This is a genomic window from Acidovorax sp. FG42 (genome assembly GCF_057809195.1).
In genome coordinates this window covers 65,233-80,007 of sequence record NZ_JBMDJM010000021.1, presented here as the reverse complement: position 1 = coordinate 80,007, position 14,775 = coordinate 65,233, and the positions used below count along the sequence as shown (strand labels likewise).

Annotated in this window: 15 protein-coding genes; 10 read left to right on the top strand and 5 right to left on the bottom strand. The window is 63.2% G+C overall.

Annotated elements, in window-relative coordinates:
• Positions 1-37: 37 nt before the first annotated feature.
• From thrS to ACODSM_RS19505, 3 genes are all read right to left on the bottom strand, one after another.
• The gene (gene thrS / locus ACODSM_RS19515) at positions 38-1,957 is read right to left on the bottom strand and encodes a threonine--tRNA ligase (RefSeq protein ID WP_476016905.1); all 1,920 of its coding nucleotides are present in this window, start codon (positions 1,955-1,957) and stop codon (positions 38-40) included.
• Between the two features lie 317 nt (positions 1,958-2,274).
• Positions 2,275-3,606 carry an isocitrate lyase gene (gene aceA, locus ACODSM_RS19510; protein ID WP_015014551.1) on the bottom strand — a complete coding sequence of 444 codons (1,332 nt, stop codon included), beginning with the start codon at positions 3,604-3,606 and terminating at the stop codon, positions 2,275-2,277.
• Between the two features lie 252 nt (positions 3,607-3,858).
• A complete protein-coding gene (locus ACODSM_RS19505) occupies positions 3,859-4,281 on the bottom strand; it encodes a gamma-glutamylcyclotransferase family protein (RefSeq protein ID WP_488806581.1) in 423 nt (140 codons plus the stop codon).
• 39 nt (positions 4,282-4,320) lie between these two features.
• Here ACODSM_RS19505 and ACODSM_RS19500 point away from each other — a divergent pair, with 39 nt between their 5' ends.
• Positions 4,321-5,286 (top strand): DMT family transporter, encoded by a 966-nt coding sequence (locus tag ACODSM_RS19500; protein WP_436075018.1) that lies wholly within the window; start codon positions 4,321-4,323, stop codon positions 5,284-5,286.
• A gap of 76 nt (positions 5,287-5,362) precedes the next feature.
• On the opposite strand, the gene rraA is transcribed toward ACODSM_RS19500, so the two are convergent.
• Positions 5,363-5,884, bottom strand: a complete 522-nt coding sequence (gene rraA / locus ACODSM_RS19495) for a ribonuclease E activity regulator RraA (RefSeq protein ID WP_056063808.1) — start codon at positions 5,882-5,884, stop codon at positions 5,363-5,365.
• 438 nt (positions 5,885-6,322) lie between these two features.
• Between rraA and ACODSM_RS19490 the strand changes: the two genes are divergently transcribed.
• The 9 genes from ACODSM_RS19490 to hemP all read left to right on the top strand — a co-directional run bounded on the left by ACODSM_RS19490 (position 6,323) and on the right by hemP (position 14,011).
• The gene (locus ACODSM_RS19490) at positions 6,323-6,643 is read left to right on the top strand and encodes an SWIB/MDM2 domain-containing protein (protein WP_015014555.1); all 321 of its coding nucleotides are present in this window, start codon (positions 6,323-6,325) and stop codon (positions 6,641-6,643) included.
• A 270-nt stretch (positions 6,644-6,913) separates the two neighbouring features.
• Positions 6,914-9,136 carry a TonB-dependent receptor gene (locus ACODSM_RS19485; RefSeq protein ID WP_488806598.1) on the top strand — a complete coding sequence of 741 codons (2,223 nt, stop codon included), beginning with the start codon at positions 6,914-6,916 and terminating at the stop codon, positions 9,134-9,136.
• Between the two features lie 66 nt (positions 9,137-9,202).
• Entirely contained in the window at positions 9,203-9,895 is a 693-nt protein-coding gene (locus ACODSM_RS19480) for a Fe2+-dependent dioxygenase (RefSeq protein WP_488806580.1), read from the top strand.
• Positions 9,896-10,012: 117 nt separating this feature from the next.
• Entirely contained in the window at positions 10,013-11,155 is a 1,143-nt protein-coding gene (locus ACODSM_RS19475; RefSeq protein WP_488806579.1) for an alpha-hydroxy acid oxidase, read from the top strand.
• A 136-nt stretch (positions 11,156-11,291) separates the two neighbouring features.
• On the top strand, positions 11,292-11,564 hold the full coding sequence (locus ACODSM_RS19470; protein WP_015014559.1) for a (2Fe-2S)-binding protein: 273 nt from the start codon (positions 11,292-11,294) through the stop codon (positions 11,562-11,564).
• 104 nt (positions 11,565-11,668) lie between these two features.
• On the top strand, positions 11,669-12,367 hold the full coding sequence (locus tag ACODSM_RS19465; RefSeq protein WP_488806578.1) for an energy transducer TonB: 699 nt from the start codon (positions 11,669-11,671) through the stop codon (positions 12,365-12,367).
• A gap of 25 nt (positions 12,368-12,392) precedes the next feature.
• Positions 12,393-13,109: a MotA/TolQ/ExbB proton channel family protein gene (locus ACODSM_RS19460; protein ID WP_015014561.1), complete on the top strand. Its 717-nt coding sequence runs from the start codon at positions 12,393-12,395 to the stop codon at positions 13,107-13,109.
• 3 nt (positions 13,110-13,112) lie between these two features.
• Positions 13,113-13,526 (top strand): ExbD/TolR family protein, encoded by a 414-nt coding sequence (locus tag ACODSM_RS19455; RefSeq protein ID WP_291442460.1) that lies wholly within the window; start codon positions 13,113-13,115, stop codon positions 13,524-13,526.
• Positions 13,527-13,786: 260 nt separating this feature from the next.
• Positions 13,787-14,011, top strand: coding sequence for a hemin uptake protein HemP (gene hemP, locus ACODSM_RS19450; RefSeq protein WP_295942365.1), 225 nt, complete (start codon positions 13,787-13,789; stop codon positions 14,009-14,011).
• A 252-nt stretch (positions 14,012-14,263) separates the two neighbouring features.
• On the opposite strand, the gene ACODSM_RS19445 is transcribed toward hemP, so the two are convergent.
• The gene (locus ACODSM_RS19445; RefSeq protein WP_015014564.1) at positions 14,264-14,671 is read right to left on the bottom strand and encodes a GlcG/HbpS family heme-binding protein; all 408 of its coding nucleotides are present in this window, start codon (positions 14,669-14,671) and stop codon (positions 14,264-14,266) included.
• Between the last annotated feature and the right edge of the window lie 104 nt (positions 14,672-14,775).

The window sequence follows — 14,775 nt, the reverse complement described above, 5'->3', positions numbered from 1 at the left end:
ACAGTCCACGAGCGGCAAAGCAGTTTTTTGTACAAAATCAGGCTTTGGTGGCGATGTCGTTGGCGATCAATTCAATGAACGCATCAACCGACATCACGCCGAGATCACGATTACCTCGGGCTCGCACTGCAACGGCTCCCGCCGCCTTTTCCTTGTCGCCTGCGACGAGGATGTAGGGCAGCTTTTGCATCGAATGCTCCCGTATTTTATACGTAATCTTCTCGTTACGCAGATCCAGGGCCACCCTAAGGCCTTGATTGGGCAGCGCTTTTTGCAGTTTTGCTGCGATTTCACGACAGTAATCGGACTGCGCATCCGTGATGTTGAGCACCGAAACCTGCACGGGAGCGAGCCAGGTGGGCAAGGCGCCTGCATGCTGCTCGATCAGAATCCCGATGAAGCGCTCCAGGCTTCCCACGATGGCACGGTGCAGCATGATGGGCCGATGGCGGCCGCCATCCTCGCCCACGAACTCTGCATCCAGGCGCTCGGGCATGTTGGGATCGACCTGGATCGTGCCGCATTGCCACGGGCGCCCCAGCGCGTCCTTGAGCGTGTACTCGATCTTGGGGCCGTAGAACGCGCCTTCGCCAGGCAGGTACTCAAACTCGCAACCGGACGCGCGCAAGCCCTCTGCCAAGGCATTTTCAGCACGGTCCCAGCTTTCCTCACTGCCGATGCGCTTTTCGGGGCGTGTGGACAGCTTGTAGATGATGTCCGTGAAACCAAAGTCCTTGTAGACCTTTTGCAGCAGGGTGGTGAACGCCACCACCTCTGACTGGATCTGGTCTTCGGTACAGAAGATATGGCCGTCATCCTGGGTGAAAGCACGCACGCGCATGATGCCATGCAGCCCCCCTGTGGGTTCATTGCGGTGGCACTGGCCGAACTCGCCAAACCGCAGCGGCAGGTCGCGGTAGCTCTTGATACCTTGCTTGAAGATGATGATGTGCCCGGGGCAGTTCATCGGCTTGAGCGCGTAGTCGCGCTTTTCCGACTCCGTCACAAACATGTTCTCGCGGTACTTGTCCCAGTGGCCCGTTTTCTCCCACAGACCCTGGTCCAAAATTTGTGGCCCCTTCACCTCTTGGTAGCCGTTCTCGCGGTACACGCGGCGCATGTATTGCTCGACCTCCTGCCACACCGTCCAGCCCTTGGGGTGCCAGAACACCGTACCGGGCGAATGCTCGTCAATATGGAACAGGTCCAGCTCACGGCCCAGCTTGCGGTGGTCGCGCTTCTCAGCCTCCTCCAGCATCGTCAAATACTGCTGCAACTCGTCTTTGGTGGCCCAGGCCGTGCCGTAGACACGCTGCAGCATTTCGTTGCGGTGGTCACCGCGCCAGTAGGCACCCGCCACCTTCATCAGCTTGAAGAACTTGAGCTTGCCGGTGCTGGGCACGTGCGGGCCTCGGCACAGGTCTTCAAAATTGCCTTCGCGGTACAAACTGACGTCTTCGTTGCTGGGGATGCTGGCAATAATTTCGGCCTTGTAGTGCTCCCCCAAGCCCTTGAAATACGCCACGGCCTCGTCGCGCGGCAACACGCGGCGCACCACGGGCTCATCTTTGGCTGCCAGCTCGGCCATGCGCTTTTCGATGGCCACCAAGTCCTCGGGCGTGAAGGGGCGCTTGTAGGCAAAGTCGTAATAGAAGCCGTTTTCGATCACTGGACCGATGGTGACCTGGGCATCAGGAAACAGCTCCTTGACCGCGTAGGCCAGCAAGTGGGCGGTGGAGTGGCGGATCACCTCCAGGCCATCCGCATCCTTGGCCGTCACGATGGACAGCGGGCTATCAGCCGTGATCTGGTAGCTGGTGTCCACCACCTTGTCTCCGATCTTGCCCGCCAAAGCGGCTTTGGCCAGACCAGCGCCAATGGAGGCGGCCACCTCGGCCACCGTGACGGGGCCTGGAAACTCGCGCTGCGAACCGTCAGGAAGCGTAATGTGAATCATGGGAGCAACTCTTTCTCTGTGATCAGTGCAATGGATGCGGGCACGCGCCAGGCCCGTAAAACAAAAAAGCGCGGAACAGGTCCGCGCTTTTTGGAGGTGTGTGCAATCTCGTGCAGGCGCGAACAGCCAGCCTCAAAGGCCGGTCAACATCTCCGATGTAGTTCGCGGTGTCATAACCAGATTGCCTTTCTCGCTCTTGTGCAGTGAATTTCTACGGATTTTAACCCCAGCACCCAGAAAAAAAGCCCGAAGCAGATGCTTCGGGCTTTTGTCGAGTGCATTTGGCGCCACAACAAAGTGGCGCCAAGCCTCGCAGATCAGTGGAACTGCTCTTCTTCGGTCGAACCCGTCAGGGCCTTCACTGAGGACGAGCCGCCCTGGATCACGGTGGTCACGTCGTCGAAGTAGCCTGCGCCCACTTCCTGCTGGTGCGACACAAAGGTGTAACCCTTTTCGCGTGCTGCGAATTCGGGTTCTTGCACCATCTCGGTGTAGTGCTTCATGCCTTCGCCTTGGGCGTATGCATGGGCGAACTGGAAGGTGTTGAACCAGTTGATGTGGATACCAGCCAGGGTGATGAACTGGTACTTGTAGCCCAGAGCCGACAGGTCTTCCTGGAACGAAGCGATCTGCTTGTCGTTGAGGTTCTTCTTCCAGTTGAACGATGGCGAGCAGTTGTACGACAGCAGCTTGCCGGGGCAGGCAGCGTGCACGGCTTGCGCAAACTCACGGGCAAAGCCGATGTCTGGCACGCCGGTTTCGCACCACACCAGGTCCGCGTAGGGGGCGTAGGCCACGCCACGGCTGATGGCTTGTTCCAGACCGTTCTTCACGCGGTAGAAGCCTTCTTGCGTACGCTCGCCGGTCAGGAAAGGCTTGTCGTTGGCGTCGTGGTCGGAAGTGATCAGGTTGGCGGCTTCGGCATCGGTACGAGCCAGCACGATGGTGGACACGCCCATCACGTCAGCGGCAAAGCGTGCAGCGATCAGCTTTTCGCAGGCTTCTTGTGTGGGCACCAGCACCTTGCCACCCATGTGGCCGCACTTCTTCACGGCAGCCAGTTGGTCTTCAAAGTGCACGCCGGCTGCGCCTGCAGCGATCATGTTCTTCATCAGCTCGAAGGCGTTCAGCACGCCGCCAAAGCCAGCTTCAGCGTCGGCCACGATGGGCAGGAAGTAGTCGATGAATTCCTTGTCGCCGGGGTTGATGCCACGGCCCCACTGGATTTCGTCAGCGCGCTTGAAGGTGTTGTTGATGCGGCGAACCATGGTGGGCACCGAGTCATACGCGTACAGCGACTGGTCGGGGTACATGGTTTCGCTGGTGTTGCCGTCGGCAGCCACTTGCCAGCCCGACAGGTACACGGCTTCGAGGCCGGCCTTGGCTTGCTGCATGGCTTGACCGGCAGAAATGGCGCCGAAAGCGTTCACGTAGCCCTTCTTGGCGCCGCCGTTGATCTTGTCCCAGAGCTTTTCAGCGCCGCGCTTGGCCAGCGTGTGCTCGATAGGCAGCGAGCCACGCAGGCGCACCACGTCGGCTGCGGAGTAACCACGCTTCACGCCCTTCCAGCGGGGGTTGGTCGCCCAGTCTTTTTCCAGGGCGGCAATTTGCTGTTCGCGGCTCAGTTGTTCGTTGAGGGATTGGGGCATGAGATCACTCCAGGGGTTGGTTGAAAACGCCGGGCTGCTGTGTGCCGCCCTTGAAGACAACTTTAAGTCTTCTATAAGACTTGCGCAAGCTCTTATGTCTTATAGAAGAGATAAATTTTCTTCTTTCAAAACAACCACTTAACCACGTGATTTCTCAATACAGAAATTGATTTCTCATATCGAGAAAAATTGCGGCAATGCAACATCTATCGCATTCCACATCAAGAAATTTAGCTTTCGTATTGTGATAATTCAAGCGGGCGCAGTGCCAACTGCCCTGAGCCAGTCGCCATGCTCGATCCGGCGTACGCCCTCTGCGTATCGGGGATGGATCTCGTACACCAGACAAGACAGCCGTTGGCCCTCAACTGTCACCACGATCTCGCGCTTGAGGTATTCGTCGGTGGGGTGATCTCCGGTCAACCCTTCAATGGCATCCAGAACCTCCTCCAGCGCAGGCTCGATGGCGTACACCTCGCCATGCACCGGCTGATCGCCACCCAGCGTCATGCCCGGATAAGCCCCCAGGTGAAACAACACTCCCGGCACCTGCGCAAAACCCACCCAGTGCGGCGCAGGCAACAAGCGCGTGATGTCATTCGACCCACCGCGGCGCAAGGTGCCGTATACAAACACATGGCGTGGGGTGCCAGCAGGCAAAGAAGGCTCGGGCATGATGCGCAGTCTTTTTTGATTGAACAGCGCCCCAGTCTAGTGAATACGCCCGCTCCCAGCCGCCCTTTCGCCTATTTGTGCCTGGCTCTCAGCATGTCGCTGGTGGGCAGTTATGTGGCACTCTCCAAACCCCTGGCAGCCGTGCTGCCCGTGCTCTTGCTGGCCTGGATGCGCTTTGGCATCGGGGGCGTCGCCATGCTGCACTGGCTCAAAAAGCCCGCCAACGAGCCGCCACTGACGCCGCAGACCAAACGGCTGCTGTTCCTGGAGTCCTTTCTGGGCAACTTTCTATTCACCATCTGCATGATCTATGGCGTGAGCCTGACCGACGCTGTCTCAGCAGGGGTGACCATGGCAGCCATTCCTGCAGCCGTGGCATTGATGGGATGGGCATTTCTGGGTGAACGGGTGGCGCCTCGCACCTGGATGGCGGTGCTCTGTGCGGTGATTGGCATTGCCCTGTTCTCACTATCAAAACCAGAGCACGCAGCGCATATGGAACCTGCGCTTGGAGCCAAAAACACTGCAAACCATGCCTTGTGGGGCCAAATGCTGCTGCTGGGGGCAGTGATTTGCGAGGCCGCCTACACGGTGATCGGCAAGAAGCTCACCGGCAGCCTGGGGCCCAAGCGCATCACCTCGCTCATCAACCTGTGGGGCTTTGTGCTGACGACACCGTTTGGCCTGTACCTGGCGCTGGACTTCCCGTTTGCCTCGGTGGGATGGGGCACCTGGCTATTGCTGCTGTTTTATGCGCTGGCCGCCTGCATGTGGACGGTGTGGCTGTGGATGACCGGGCTCAAGGCCGTGCCCGCTGCGCAAGGCGGCGTGTTCTCGGTCATGCTGCCGGTGAGTGCTGCGCTGGTGGGCGTGCTGTTTTTGGGCGAGGTATTGACGCGCCTGCAACTGGTCGCCTTTGTCATTGCCCTGGCCAGCGTGTTGCTGGCCACCCTGCCCTCGCGCGCGGCGCTGCGCGTAGGGCGGCGGGGCGGCAGCGCCGACTGACGGGCCCTTCGGCAACCGTCTTCACCATCCTGCCACGGGGACTGGACAGACCGGGCAGAACCAGAGAAGGCCGGACTCAGCCGTGCAAGGGCTGCGCACTGACCACGATGCCATCGGCATCGGCATACAGCCAGTCGCCGGGGCGCACGGGCACGCCCTGGATCGACACAGCCACATCGCGTTGCCCCTCGCCACGCCGCTCGGTGGGCAGCGGCATCAGCGCCAGCGCGCGGATGCCGACGGCTTCCGCGTTCAGCTCGGCCACGTCACGCACACAGCCGTCCACCACGATGCCGGCCCAGCCATTGCGGGCGGCGGCTGCCGCCAGGTTGCCGCCCACCAGGGCCCGGCGCAGAGAACCGCCGCCATCCACCACCAGCACCCGGCCCTCGCCTGCTGACTCGACAGCCGCCTTGACTTGGGTGTTGTCCTCGTGGCACTTGACGGTGGTGACGGGGCCCGCGAACGCGGCAACGCCCCCAAAGCTCTGGAACACCGGGGGCAGCACGCGGAACGCACCGCTGGTGTCGCCCTTGTGGACGTCACAAAAGTCGCAGGTGGCAAACGGCGTGAGGGGAAGAGGCGAAGCTGCAGCCATTCCAAGATCCTTTCAGTCAATCAAACGGTTCCAACAATCAAACCCGCCCCAACGGCAGCGGCGAGCACGAACCCCATACTGAACGCCCCCTCGCTGCGGCACACGCCTGCGGGCGAGCCGCGTTCGTTGAGCGGCAAATCTGTTGTGCAAGATTGTGCAGCAGCAGCAGCAGCCACCCCAGATGCGGTGCCCAACGCCGCACTCAGAAGATGCCCCCGGGGAACCGCACTTGAAACCCGCCCTCTGCCGCGTCTTTGTCAAGCCTGGCGCGCCTTGGCGGCCTATTGCTGCGGGGTGCGCGGCGCCACCGCTACAAATCGAGGCAAAAAAAGCCGTTTCTCCCTTGGAAACGCGTTTTTTTCCCATTAGCATCGGCCTGCCAGTGGGAAAGCGTCGTTTTCGCTGGTAAAAATTTATTCCCAACAAGGACAACCCAACATGGCAACTGCAAAAAAAGCTCCGGCAACCACAGCCCCAGCAGCCAAGAAGGCCGCTGCACCCGCCAAGAAGCGGACCCCCAACGCCGCATTCATGAAGGCGCTCACGCCCAGCCCCGCGCTGGCCGCTGTGGTGGGCTCGGCACCTCTGCCGCGCACGGAGATCATCAGCAAGCTGTGGGTCTACATCAAGGCCAACAACCTGCAGGACGCCACCAACAAGCGCAACATCAACGCCGACGCCAAGCTCAAGGAGCTGTTCGGCAAGCCCCAGGTCTCCATGTTTGAACTGGCTGGCCTGATCGGCAAGCACGTCAAGTAAGCCCTGGCGCTTTGCGACCCGCGTCGCACCCGTAAAAGAACCGGCTCTGCCGGTTTTTTTACGCCCCTACCCGGTCGAAGTGTGGCGCGCTCGCATCAATGCAAATGAGAATGACCCGCATTTGATGTAACATAAAGCTGCACGACGACGCACAGCCATGTTGATCTAGCCACTGCCTCTCGCCTGCTCTTGGTGCCTCTGCGCGCCACCTGCACACCCCTATTGACGGAGGCCCTCTTGGCTAAATCTCGCGCCCAGCGCCGCAGCGGCATGCTGCGTTCTTCTCCCGCATTTGTTGTTTCTCACGCTGCTGTGCCCCCGCAAGCCGCATCGTCTGACAAGGCCTTGCTGCCACTGGGCGCGCTGATGCTGGCCGCCTCGATGGGCGCCATGGCGCAGACCAACACGCCAGAAACCACCTTGTCCACCGTGACGGTGAAGGAAACCGCCGAAGTCCAGGGCAAGGACACCCTGCTCATCAAGAAGACCACCGTGGGCAAGGGTAAGCAGGACATCAAGGACATTCCCCAGTCCGTGACGGTGTTCACCGAAAAGCTGATGAACGACCGCAACCAGGACGACTTCCGCGAAGTGCTGCGCACCACCGCGGGCGTGACCTTCCAGTCCGGCGAGACCGGTGAAGAAGATGTGCGCCTGCGCGGCTTCTCGCTGGGCCTGGCGGGCGACATCTATGTGGACGGCATGAAGGACGCCCCGCTGATCGAGCGCGACACCTTCAACAATGACCGCATCGAAGTGCTCAAGGGTTCGGCCTCCATGCTGTTTGGCAAGGGCTCGACCGGCGGTGTAGTCAACCAGGTCAACAAGTACCCGCTGCTGATCGACCAGCACGAAGCCGGCTACACGCTGGGCACCGGCATGTACCACCGCGCCACGGGCGACTTCAACTGGGTGACGGGCGAGAACGCGGCCTTCCGCCTGAACGCCATGGTGCAGGAGTATGACAACTACGGCGCCAAGCAGGACAAGCGCGGCATTGCACCCACGTTTGCCTGGGGCATCGGCACGCGCGATGAGTTCTCCATCGGCCTGTACTACCTCGAATCCAAGGGCCGTCCCCTCTACAACCACCCCTGGCGCCTCTCGGCCGACGGCAAGATCAACATGCCGCTGGAAGCCGGCAAGTACTACGGCCTGGCCAGCGACCACAACGACACGACCTCGCAATACGTCACGCTGGGCCACATCCACCGCTTTGACGACAACGGCGAGCTGACCACGCGCCTGCGCTACGGCAAGTACGAGCGCGACCTGTTGGCCAGCACCATCGGCTTCCAGAACAGCGCCATCACGCTCGACCAGATCAACAGCAGCACCGTGCTGACCCGTGGCTCCAAAGGCCGCGTGGGCGAAAGCAACGTGCTGCAGGTGCAAAGCGACTACAACAACACCTACACCTGGGGTGGCAAGAAGCACGCGGTGCTGACCGGCGTGGACTACTACGACGACGACGCCAAGCGCAACCAGAACTACGCCAACACCACCACACGCCCCACCACCACCGTGGGCACGCCCAACGATGGCGCCTGGGTGGCCGACGGCCGTGCGCCGGTGCAGTGGAACACCTTCACATCGCGCAACCTGGGCCTGTACTTCCAGGACACGGTCTCGCTGACCGACACACTCAAGCTTGTAGGCGGCCTGCGCTACGACAACTTCCGCGCCTCGTACCGCAATGCCGCAGGCAACCTGAGCAACTCGCGCTCCGACAGCCTGTTCAGCCCCCGCATGGGCTTGATCTTCCAACCTGACGAGCTGACCTCGTACTACGTGTCGTACGGCACTTCGTACAACACCTCGGGCGACACCTACCAGTTTGGTAACCCTGGTGCCACCACGGCGCGCACGGCCAACACCGACCCGGAAAAGAGCCGCAACATCGAAGTCGGCGGCAAGTTCGAGCTGTTCGAGCGCCGCGCCCTGCTGGGTGTGGCCGCCTTCTACAGCCAGAAGTACAACGAGCGCAACACCGACCCCGACACCGCTGCCGCGCAGGAACTGCTGTCGGGCAAGCGCCACGCCACCGGCATGGAGTTCAACCTGGCCGGCCGCCTGACACCGAAGTGGGAGCTGTTCTTCAACCACACCTGGATCCCATCGGCCAAGATCGACAAGAGCAACGTGGTGCTGGCCTCCAACGGCGGCGGCGCGCAGGTGCAGGGCGACCGCCCCGGCCTCACGCCCAAGCACAGCGGCAGCGTGTGGAGCACCTATGCCGTCACGTCCAAGCTGCGTGTGGGCGCCGGCCTGACGTACCGCGCCAAGCAGAACCCCGAGGGCTCGCGCGCCGTGTACGCCAGCGGCTTTGCGGTGGTGGACGCCATGGCCGAGTACGCGTTTGACGACAAGACCTCGCTGAAGCTGAACGTGAGCAACCTGTTCGACCGTACGTATGCCGAAGGCCTGTACCGCGGCTTCTACACGCCCGGCGCACCCCGCGCCGTGCAACTGACGCTGAAGACACGCTTCTGACGCACCTCTGAAGTCCCTCGAATGAACCGGCCTCGGCACTGCCCGGGGCCAGTTCACAATGGCTCCATGTTCCTGCACATCCAAGACGTTCTCACCGCCGACGAGGTCGCGTTCTTCCGGCAAAAGCTCTGGGCGGCCGACGCCCCCTGGGTGGACGGTGCTCGCAGCGCGGGCGGCCAGGCGGTGCACCAGAAAAACAACCTGCAGCTCGCGCAAGCCAGCGAGCTGTCCGCGCAGCTTCAGGGCCTGGTCAAAGCCGCGTTGAATCGCAACGCCCTCTTCTTTTCGGCGGCTCTGCCGCGCCGCATCTACAACCCGCTGTTCAACAAGTACGGTGATGGCGCCAACTACTATGGCAACCACGTGGACAGCGCCGTCATGCACTCGCGCGCCGACAACTGCTGGGTGCGCAGCGACCTGTCGTGCACGCTGTTCCTCACCCCGCCTGAGGACTATGAGGGTGGCGAGTTGGTGATTGCCGAGGCGCTGGGCGAGAAGCGCATCAAGCTGCCTGCGGGCGACATGATCGTGTACCCCAGTAGCACCGTGCACCAGGTCGCGCCGGTCACGCGCGGCCACCGCGTGAGCAGCTTCTTTTGGGTGGAGAGCATGGTGCGCGGGCTGGAGCAACGGCAGTTGCTGTTCGACATGGACATGGCCCTGCTCAAGCTGCGCCAGACCCACGGTGACACCGACCCATCGGCCATCGCGCTGTCGGGCACGTACCACAACCTGCTGCGCATGTGGGCCGATGTGTGAGACACCTCAAACGCCCAATCCCACTGCAGCTACTGGGGGTATGAGACACCCCAAAAACTATTATTTTGATAGCACCCAGCGCATGATCCACTAGCGCTTGGTGCTATTTTTGTTTGTATGACCCCACTTCCTGCACGCCACACCATCCCCCCGGGCCTGGTCACCCTGGCCGACCACGAGCTGCACGCCCGCACGCAGCTGGACGACAACGCCTGGGCCTACTTCAGCGGCGGCGCGGCCGACGAGATCAGCCTGCGCGCCAACCGCAGCGCCTGGGACGCCCTGCCCCTGTGGCCCCGCGTGCTGCGGCCGCTGGCGGGTGGGCACACCCGCGTGCCCCTGCTGGGCCGCACGCTGGCGCACCCCATCCTGCTCGCACCCGTGGCCTTCCAGCGCATGGCGCACCCCGATGGCGAACTGGCCATGGCCTATGCCGCAGCAGCGCTGGGCGCGGGCGTGGTGCTCAGCACCCAGGCCAGCGTGTCGCTGCAGAGCGTGGCCCAGGCCGTACTGCCCGACCCGGGGCGCGGCCCGCTGTGGTTTCAGCTCTACCTGCAGCCGGACCGAGGCTTCACCCAGGCGCTGGTGCAGCGTGCCGAAGCCGCCGGCTACGAAGCCCTGGTGCTCACGGTGGACGCCCCCACCAGCGGCGTGCGCGACCGGGAGCGGCGCGCGGGCTTTCGGCTGCCGCCCGGCGTGAGCCCGGTCAACCTGACGGGCCCACAGGTCCCCGCCCCTTCCGCATTGAGCCCCGGCCAGAGCGCCTTGTTCGACGGCCTGCTCCACCATGCGCCCACGTGGGACGACATCGCGTGGCTGCAGTCCATCACCCGGCTGCCCGTACTGCTCAAGGGCGTGCTGCACCCCGCCGACGCGCGCCAGGCCGTGTCGGTGGGCGCGGCGGGCCTCATCGTGTCCAACCACGGCGGGCGCACGCTCGACACGGCCCCCGCCACCGCCACCGCCCTGCCCCGTGTGGTGCAGGCCGTGGGCGGCGCGGTGCCGGTGCTGGTGGACGGCGGCATCCGGCGCGGCACCGACGTGCTCAAGGCCATGGCACTGGGCGCATCGGCCGTGCTGGTGGGCCGTCCTGCCGTTTGGGGCCTGGCCAATGCGGGGGCGGCGGGCGTGGCCCATGTGCTGCGCCTGTTGCGCGACGAGCTGGAGGTCGCCATGGCACTGACCGGCTGCGCCACCCTGGCAGAGGCCACGCCTGCACTGCTGGAGGGGCAGGACGGAGCCCCATCGGGCAGAGACTGAGCCCGGGGTATCAGCAACCTGCCAGAGGCAGGTGTCACCTTCCCCCTGTCGGCAGGAATGATTTATTGCAAATGCGATAGATTCGTATTTATAATCTCAATCATCCTTTCAACAGCCAGCCACACTGCCTGCCGCCATGATCGTCTGTGTTTGCCGCCGGGTTTCGGACCGTGAGATTGCCCGCCATGCCCGTGCCGGCATGAGCTTCGATGAGATCCAGTTCGAGCTGGGCGTGGCCACCCAATGCGGATGCTGCGAAAGCTGCGCCCGCGACGTGGTGGCGCAGTGCAGTGCTTCGCAACCGGTAGCCGCCTTGCGCAACGACGCGGCGCCGCAGGCGATCCAGCTTGCCAGCTCCATCCTGGAAAGCAAGTCATGGAACTCCTCTCAACCCTCGCAGGCAGCCTGATCCTGGTCGCAGGATCGGCCTGGTGGATCTTTCGCAAATAATCCGGGTTTACCCGGCAACGTCGGCTCTATGCTCTGGGTCGGCGCTGCCTTTCCTTTCGTTTTATGTCTCACCCTGATCGTTTTGCCTCCCCCGGTGGTGTGAGCCGCAACACCGTGATCGTCGGGTCCGTTTTGGCGCTGCACGTGGCCGGCATCTGGGCCCTGCAATCCGGCCTGGTGCGCAAGGCGGCCGAAGTGATCGTGCCGGCCGAGCTGCTCAGCGAATTCATCGCACCGCCCGCCCCGCCCAAGGTCACCCCACCGCCACCGGCCCCTCCTCCACCGCCCAAGCCCGCCCCCAAGGCCGCGCCCCGCCCGGCCCCGATGCCGGTGGCGATTGCCGACCCCACGCCAGCGCCCAATGCCCCCACCGGCATCACCACGCCCCAGCCACCCGCGCCGCCCATCGAGGCCCCTGTGGCGCCCCCGGCCCCCACGCCTGCGCCACCGGCACCACCCGCACCACCTGCACCGCCCAAGATCGAGCTGCCGTCCAGCGACGCGGCCTACCTCAACAACCCCAAGCCCAGCTACCCCGCCATCAGCAAACGCATGGGCGAGCAAGGCAAGGTGGTGCTGCGGGTGCTCATCGGCACCGACGGCGTGCCGCAGAAGGTCGAGGTCAACAAATCCAGCGGCTTTGACCGGCTGGACCGCCAGGCCCAGGACGCCGTGATGCGCTGGCGCTTTGTGCCCGGCAAACGCAACGGCGTGCCCGAGGCCATGTGGAACCTCGTCCCCGTCAACTTTGTTCTCGAATAAACCAATCACCGCTCAGGGAGTTTTCATGGAATCGCAATTCGGCATCGCCAACGTCTGGATCCAGGGTGACTTTGTCACCCGCGCCGTCGCCATCCTGCTGCTGGCCATGTCGCTGGCCTCGTGGATCGTCATCCTCATCAAGGCGCTGGACATCATCAAGTTCAAGAAACACGCCCGCGCCGCCCAGGACTTCTGGCACAGCGAAGACTTTGCCGCTGGCCTGACCAAGCTGGGCGCCGACCCGACCAACCCCTTCCGCCACCTGGCGCTGGAGGGCCGCGAAGCCACCGCCCACCACCGCAACACCAAGGCCCATCTGCACGACAGCCTGGACGTGAGCGACTGGGTGACCCGCTGCCTGCGCAACTGCATCGACGAGTTCACTGCCCGCCTGTCCTCGGGCCTGGCCATCCTGGCGTCGGTGGGCTCCACTGCCCCGTTCATTGGCCTGTTCGGCACCGTGTGGGGCATCTACCACGCGCTGCTGGCCATCGGCACATCGGGCCAGTCCACCATCGACAAGGTGGCCGGCCCCATCGGCGAGGCGCTGATCATGACCGCCCTGGGCCTGGCCGTGGCCATCCCGGCGGTGCTGGGCTACAACGCGCTGGTGCGCGGCAACAAGTCCATCCTGAACGGCCTGAACAGCTTTGCCCATGACCTGCACGCCTACTTTGTGACCGGCGCCCGCGTGAACGCTGGCGAGCCCGGCAAGGTGCTGCCCATGAAGAAAGGCAGCTAAGCCATGGCCTTTGGAACCCAAGACGACACCGATGACGTGATGAACGAGATCAACATGACGCCCTTGGTGGACGTCATGCTGGTGCTGCTCATCATCTTCATCATCACCGTGCCGGTAATGAAACACGCGGTGAACGTGGACCTGCCCCGCGCCACCAACCAGCCCGAGAACGTCAAGCCCGAGACCGTGCGCCTGTCGGTGTCGGCCGATGGCAAGTTCTTCTGGAACGAATCGCAGGTGTCCGAAGAAGAACTCTTCCCCCGCCTGCAGGCCGAGGCCGCCAAGGAGCCCCAGCCGGACCTGCACATCCGTGGCGACAAGAACGTGCGCTACGAATTCGTGGCCCAGGCCATGGCGGCCGCGCAACGCGCTGGCGTGCGCAAGATCGGGTTTGTGACGGACCCACAGGGGCATTAACGGCACGGCGACAGCTACCTGCAGCCCCCGCGCATCCTGCCAGCCTACCCACGGGGGACGCGCTGGCGGGCGGCAAAGAGGTTGGGCTTTTGCAGCGGGCTCATGGCCTGCTTACCCGGCGCCCGCAGCGCACAAAGCCCCCGGCCTTGCGCCTGATGCAGGTCGGGCGCAGGAACAAAAAGAAACACACTCTTCGCTTGACTTGTAATTGCGAATCGTTATCATTAACAAAACGCACTGCAATGACCCAGGAAACCTCCATGCAAGCCTCCCTGACCTCCGCCCCGCTCCGCCGCACTGCGTCTGCCGACACGGCGGGCGCCCCGGTATCTGGCGAGGCATCGTCCTCCGGCGCGCAGGGCGCCACCGCCGCGCTGGACAGCAGCGTGCTGCTGCAAGGCCACAAGACCGTCGCCATCAGCCACAACGGCTCGGTCTACCGCCTGCAGGCCACCAAGCTGGGCAAGCTCATCCTGACCAAATAGTTTCATCGTGGGGCGACTCCCGGGCTTGCAACAAGCTCGAAAGGGTCGTTTTTGCCAGCCAACGGGTTTGCGCCCGCGTAGCCAGGCTTTTTTTGCTGCCCCCGACCCCGCCAACGAAAAACCGGCCCACAGGCCGGTTTTTTTATGCTCCCACAGGTTTTGAAGCCTTTTCGGCGCCATGCGCTAGTGGAATATGCGCTTGAAGCTATCAAAATGAGAGCGAATGCAATCCCTGCTGGGAGTGCTCCCGAATCACAGCCCCAGGGCTGCGATGCCCGCGCGGGCGATCTGCGCATCTTCGGTGGACTTCACGCCGCTCACACCCACGGCGCCCAGGCACTGGCCGTCCTTCATGATTGGCACGCCGCCTTCGAGCAGGCCATCAATGGTGGGTGCGCTCAGGAACGAGGTGCGGCCGCCGTTGATCACGTCCTCATACACCTTGCTTTCGCGGCGGCCCAGCGCGGCCGTGCGGGCCTTGGAAGGGGCGATGTGCGACGACACAGCCGCTGCGCCGTCCAGACGCTGCAGCCACAGCAAATGGCCGCCATCGTCCACGATGGCAATGGTCACGGCCCAGTTGTTCTTGAGGGCTTCGGCTTCAGCGGCGGCGGCCACGGCCTTGACGTCGGCCAGTTCGAGTTCGTGCTTGGTTTTCATGAAAGGATCCGAAGGTGGGAGAGGAAACCGGGCCGCACAGGCCGCCCCGGCACGCAAAGAGAACCGAGCATACCGGCATCCCCGGCGCCGTTGCCCTCAGCCAG

What these genes read in the sequence shown, in the direction of transcription:
- thrS (WP_476016905.1), bottom strand. Translation starts at nt 1,957, where the DNA reads ATGATTCACATTACGCTTCCTGACGGTTCGCAGCGCGAGTTTCCAGGC.
- aceA (WP_015014551.1), bottom strand. Translation starts at nt 3,606, where the DNA reads ATGCCCCAATCCCTCAACGAACAACTGAGCCGCGAACAGCAAATTGCC.
- ACODSM_RS19505 (WP_488806581.1), bottom strand. Translation starts at nt 4,281, where the DNA reads ATGCCCGAGCCTTCTTTGCCTGCTGGCACCCCACGCCATGTGTTTGTA.
- rraA (WP_056063808.1), bottom strand. Translation starts at nt 5,884, where the DNA reads ATGGCTGCAGCTTCGCCTCTTCCCCTCACGCCGTTTGCCACCTGCGAC.
- ACODSM_RS19490 (WP_015014555.1), top strand. Translation starts at nt 6,323, where the DNA reads ATGGCAACTGCAAAAAAAGCTCCGGCAACCACAGCCCCAGCAGCCAAG.
- ACODSM_RS19485 (WP_488806598.1), top strand. Translation starts at nt 6,914, where the DNA reads ATGCTGCGTTCTTCTCCCGCATTTGTTGTTTCTCACGCTGCTGTGCCC.
- ACODSM_RS19480 (WP_488806580.1), top strand. Translation starts at nt 9,203, where the DNA reads ATGTTCCTGCACATCCAAGACGTTCTCACCGCCGACGAGGTCGCGTTC.
- ACODSM_RS19475 (WP_488806579.1), top strand. Translation starts at nt 10,013, where the DNA reads ATGACCCCACTTCCTGCACGCCACACCATCCCCCCGGGCCTGGTCACC.
- ACODSM_RS19470 (WP_015014559.1), top strand. Translation starts at nt 11,292, where the DNA reads ATGATCGTCTGTGTTTGCCGCCGGGTTTCGGACCGTGAGATTGCCCGC.
- ACODSM_RS19465 (WP_488806578.1), top strand. Translation starts at nt 11,669, where the DNA reads ATGTCTCACCCTGATCGTTTTGCCTCCCCCGGTGGTGTGAGCCGCAAC.
- ACODSM_RS19460 (WP_015014561.1), top strand. Translation starts at nt 12,393, where the DNA reads ATGGAATCGCAATTCGGCATCGCCAACGTCTGGATCCAGGGTGACTTT.
- ACODSM_RS19455 (WP_291442460.1), top strand. Translation starts at nt 13,113, where the DNA reads ATGGCCTTTGGAACCCAAGACGACACCGATGACGTGATGAACGAGATC.
- hemP (WP_295942365.1), top strand. Translation starts at nt 13,787, where the DNA reads ATGCAAGCCTCCCTGACCTCCGCCCCGCTCCGCCGCACTGCGTCTGCC.
- ACODSM_RS19445 (WP_015014564.1), bottom strand. Translation starts at nt 14,671, where the DNA reads ATGAAAACCAAGCACGAACTCGAACTGGCCGACGTCAAGGCCGTGGCC.